The sequence below is a fragment of the Sinomonas sp. G460-2 genome, from assembly GCF_047759905.1.
Lineage (GTDB): Bacteria > Actinomycetota > Actinomycetes > Actinomycetales > Micrococcaceae > Sinomonas.
On record NZ_JBKZWT010000289.1, the window covers coordinates 1 to 4,588 of the forward strand.

The window sequence follows — 4,588 nt, forward strand, 5'->3', positions numbered from 1 at the left end:
GTCGGATCCGCCTCGGGGTGCCGCACGGAGAGCGTCTCGGCCTCCTCGGCGAGGACGTGGTTCTCGGACAGGATCCCGGCGTCGGAGGTCCCGACCACGGATTCGTCGTCCGCGGCGAGTTCCGCCTCGAGCTCCTTGACGCCGCCCGCGGCGCCGAGGTCGACGTCGTGGTGGGCGCCCAGGTAGGCGTCGATGACGGCCTGGTCCCGCATGACCTCGGCGGGCGGCCCCTCAGCGACAACCTTGCCCTCTGCCATGACCACGACCCAGTCCGCGATGTGCCGGACCATGTGCATGTCGTGCTCGACGAACAGCACGGTCATGCCCTCGGACTTGAGGTTCTTGATGTGGTCAAGCAGGCTCTGGGAGAGCGCGGGGTTGACGCCTGCCATGGGCTCGTCGAGCATCACGAGCTTGGGCCGGACCATGAGCGCGCGGGCCATCTCGAGCAGCTTCCGCTGGCCGCCCGAGAGAGACGCGGCGTAGTCGTCGCGCTTCGTGTCGAGCTTGAACTTCTCGAGCAGGACCGAGGCCTGGTCGGTGATGACCTTCTCGCGCCCGCCCCAAATGCCACGGAACAGGGCGTTGCGGAGCTTCTCGCCCGGCTGCTCGGACGCGCCGAGGCGCATGTTCTCGAGGACCGTGAGCTTGCCCATGACCTTCGTGAGCTGGAACGTCCGGACCATGCCGAGGCGCGCCACCTTGTACGAAGACATCCCGGCGAGGTTGGTGCCCTCGAACTGCCACTTTCCGGAGTTGGGTGTGTCGAACCCCGTGAGGAGGTTGAACAGCGTGGTCTTGCCCGCGCCGTTGGGCCCGATGAGGGCGGTGATCTTGTGGCGCGGGATCTCGAGGTGCTCGACGTCCACAGCGGTAATGCCGCCGAAGCGGCGGCTCACGTTGTCCGCGACGACGATGGGATCGCGCTTCTTGCAGCCCGGGCCCGCCTCTCCGTCCACGATGGGCCGCGAGTCTGTCATGTAGTCGACGGCTCCAGCCGTCTTCTCGGCTTCGCTCATGAGAACGCAAGCTCCTTCTTGTTGCCGAACACGCCCTGGGGCCTGAAGATCATGAGCAACATGAGCGCCACGCCCACGAGGATGTAGCGCAGCTGCCCGGCCTGCGAGGGGTTGAGCCACGGGAGCGTGCCGATCTGGATGAGCCCGAACAGGATGTTCTGGGTGAGCGAGAGCACGACCCAGAAGAGCATGGCCCCGATCACCGGGCCGAGCACGGTGGACATGCCGCCGAGCAGGAGGCAGGTCCAGAGGAAGAACGTGAGCTCGGTTCCGTAGTTGGCCGGCTGGACGACGTCGCGGGGCAGCGTGAAGACGAGGCCCGCAAGGGCGCCGAATGCACCGCCGATCACGAGGGCCTGCATCTTGTAGGCGTAGACGTTCTTGCCGAGCGAGCGCACTGCGAGCTCGTCCTCGCGAATGCCCTTGAGCACGCGGCCCCAAGGGCTCCGCATGAGCAGCCAGACCCCGAGGCCGAAGATGATCACGAACCCCCACGCGACCACGCGGTAGAAGAAGTCGTTGCTGCTGAAGCCGAGATAGGTCCCCTGCGGGAACGGGTTGAGCTTCAGGAAGTCCTGGCGGAAGCCCGCGAGGCCGTTCGCGGAGCCCGTGACGTCCGTGAGGCTGTTCGTCGTCACCACGTAGCGGATGATCTCCGCGGCGGCGATCGTCACGATTGCGAGGTAGTCGGCGCGTAGCCGCAGTGTCGGGATGCCGAGGAGCAGCGCGAAGATGCTCGAGGCGACGACCGCGATGAGGAGCCCGAGCCACCACGGTGCGCCGAAGTGGATCGTGGACATCGCGAACGCGTACGAGCCCACGGCCATGAAGCCCGCCTGCCCGAAGTTGAGCAGGCCCGAGTAGCCGAAGTGCACGGCGAGGCCAAGCGCGGCGAGCGCGTAGGCCGCCGTCGTCGGGCTGACCATCTCGCCGATGGCCTCGTTGAAGATTTCTCCGAAATCCATGGGAGCCTCCTAGCCCACTCGCTCGCGGCGGCCCAGGATGCCCTGCGGCCGGAACAGGAGCACGAGGATCATGACGACCAGCGCCCCGACGTACTTGAGATCGGAGGTCAGACCGAAGACGGTCGTGAGCTCCACGAAGATGCCGACGACGATCGAGCCGACGAGGGCGCCGAACACCGTGCCCAGGCCGCCGAGCGTCACGCCGGCGAAGATCATGAGCAGGATCTGCTGGCCCATGTTGAACGTCACGCCGGGGCGGTAGTAGGCCCACAGGATGCCGCCGAGCGAGGCGAGCAGGCCGCCGGTCACCCACACGACCCGCACCACGCGGTCGACGTCGATGCCGCTCGCCGCGGCGAGGGCCGGGTTGTCGGCCACGGCGCGGGTTGCCTTCCCGATCCGGGTCCTCAGGAGGAGGAACCCGATGAGCCCGATGACGATCGCGGAGATGAGGAGCGAGACGAGGTTGTTGGGCGACACCGAGACGGGACCGAGGTCGATGTCCGTGGTCTGGGCCCCGGGGAGCTGCTGGGTCGCGCCGCCGAAGAAGAACAGGATGACGTAGCGGGCGGCGAGCGCGAGGCCGATGCTCACGATCATCATGGGAACGAGCCCGGTGCCGCGTCGCCGCAGCGGTTTCCAAAGGAACGCGTCTTGGACATAGCCGAAGCCGGCTCCCGCGACGAGGCCGCCGATGATCCCGAGCCAGAGGGGAACCCCGATGCTGCTGAGGGAAAAGACGACGACGGCGCCGATCGTCACCATCTCGCCGTGGGCGAAGTTCGTGAGGCCGGTGGTGCCGAAGATGAGGGAGAGGCCGACGGCGGAGAGCGCGAGCAGGAGTCCGAAGCTCAGTCCCGCGACGAGCCTGTTGAGCAGGCTCCCGAGGAAGCTCACCTGATGCACGGTGATGCCCGCGCCGAACGCGAAGATCGTGCTCACGTTGGAGGTCTGGTTGAACGTGACGGTGCGCGGGTTGTCCTGCCCGTCCGCGAGCTTGACGCCCGAGGGAAGGGTCGACTCGTCGAGGGTCAGCTGGTAGCTGCCCTGGCTTGGCACCGAGATGCTCCATGCCCCGTTCGCGGAGGATGTGGTGCTGCCCTCGAAGCCGCCGCCCTTCGCCGTGATCTTCACGCCCGAGAGCGGCTGACCGTTGTTGCGCAGGAACCCTGAGATGGTGTTCTGGAATTGCGACTGCGACGCGCTCCCGCTGGGGGAGGGCGACGGCGGGGTGGTCGCCTCGGCTGCGGGCGCGAACGCCAGGAGCAGCCCCACCAGAAGGGCCACGAGGACCCCTCCCGCCGAAAACGCTCGCCTCAGCCGCGAGGGGTGGGCGGCTAATGCTCGTCTATACACGATGTGGACCTCCGTGGTTCCGGGGCCAGGCTGGCGACTTGCCAGCGATGCGGTCTGACCGCAGGCAGGATGCACGGTGCGACTGTGACGCATCTCACCTGCTGGAAGGTCATGTTACCCGCGAGAAGCCGACCAGCAGTGGGGCGGGAACCCACCGCAGGTTGAGATCCGGTAACGACTTGCTCACATCGTCGGCTGGGAGGCTTCAGGAGCAGCCTGCGAAGGTCCGTGGTGGAACTTCGGCGTCTCGGCGCTCGTGCTCTTGATAGCGTTTCTCGTGAAGCGCCACTCGCACACCTCACACGCGCACCCTACGAGTACAGGAGTCTTCCATGGCTTTCGGTGGCAACCCCGTGTTCCGGGGAAAGAACTTCAAGGGGGCCGTCTCGACCGCCCCGCCCATCCCGCGTTCGCCCTACGGGCAGCCGGCCATGAGCGCCGAGCAGCTCGACGAGCTGTACCGCGCACCGGCCGCGGGACCAGCGCAGATGGGACGCGTCACGTACGACGACGTCATCGTCAAGACCCTCGCGTGCCTTGGCGCCGTGATCGTCGGCGCGGCCGTCACGCTTGCCCTGCCGCTGGGGGCGGCGCTCGGGCTCATGGTCCTCGGGGCAATCGGCGGCTTCGTGCTCGCGCTCGTCAACACATTCAAGCGTGAGCCGGTCCCGGCACTCATCCTCGCGTATGCCGCCCTCGAGGGCCTGTTCCTCGGCGGCCTGACCCGAATCCTCGACGCGGCCGCTCCGGGCATTGGCCTCCAGGCGGTCCTCGGCACGTTCGCGGTCGCGGGCGTGACCCTGTTCCTCTACAAGAGCGGTCGGGTTCGCGCGACCCCCGGCCTGATGAGGTTCTTCCTCATCGCGATGCTCGGCTACCTCGCGTTCAGCATCGTCAACCTGTTCGTCATGTTCCTCGCCCCGCAGACCGGGGCGTGGGGGCTCCGGAGCAGCGTGCACATCTTCGGCATTCCTCTCGGAGTCATCGTGGGGCTCGTGGCGGTGGTCCTCGCGGCCATTTCGCTCATCCTCGACTTCGACAGCATCGAGAAGGCCGTCCGGGCGGGGGCTCCGAGGAGCGTCTCGTGGACCGCCGCGTTCGGTCTCACGGTCACGCTCGTGTGGCTCTACACGGAGATCCTGCGGCTCCTCGCGATCTTCAACAGCAACGACTAGCGCCGCGGTCGTCGACGAGAGCGGCCCGGGCGTCGTTCGTGGGAGGCGTTGGCCCGGCGTTGCGCGCGGCAGG

Annotated in this window: 4 protein-coding genes; 1 reads left to right on the forward strand and 3 read right to left on the reverse strand. The window is 67.4% G+C overall.

Features of this window, described 5'->3' with window-relative positions; genetic code table 11:
- The 3 genes from ACLN58_RS18230 to ACLN58_RS18240 form a co-directional block, all read right to left on the reverse strand.
- Positions 1 to 1,019, reverse strand: a 1,019-nt coding sequence (locus tag ACLN58_RS18230) for an ABC transporter ATP-binding protein (RefSeq protein WP_415856660.1), incomplete at its 3' end; no start/stop codon positions are given.
- The gene (locus ACLN58_RS18235; protein WP_415856661.1) at positions 1,016 to 1,984 is read right to left on the reverse strand and encodes a branched-chain amino acid ABC transporter permease; all 969 of its coding nucleotides are present in this window, start codon (positions 1,982 to 1,984) and stop codon (positions 1,016 to 1,018) included. The genes ACLN58_RS18230 and ACLN58_RS18235, both read right to left, overlap by 4 nt.
- A gap of 9 nt (positions 1,985 to 1,993) precedes the next feature.
- A complete protein-coding gene (locus tag ACLN58_RS18240) occupies positions 1,994 to 3,304 on the reverse strand; it encodes a branched-chain amino acid ABC transporter permease (RefSeq protein WP_415856663.1) in 1,311 nt (436 codons plus the stop codon).
- 368 nt (positions 3,305 to 3,672) lie between these two features.
- Here ACLN58_RS18240 and ACLN58_RS18245 point away from each other — a divergent pair, with 368 nt between their 5' ends.
- Positions 3,673 to 4,515 carry a Bax inhibitor-1/YccA family membrane protein gene (locus ACLN58_RS18245; protein WP_415856662.1) on the forward strand — a complete coding sequence of 281 codons (843 nt, stop codon included), beginning with the start codon at positions 3,673 to 3,675 and terminating at the stop codon, positions 4,513 to 4,515.
- Positions 4,516 to 4,588 lie beyond the last annotated feature (73 nt).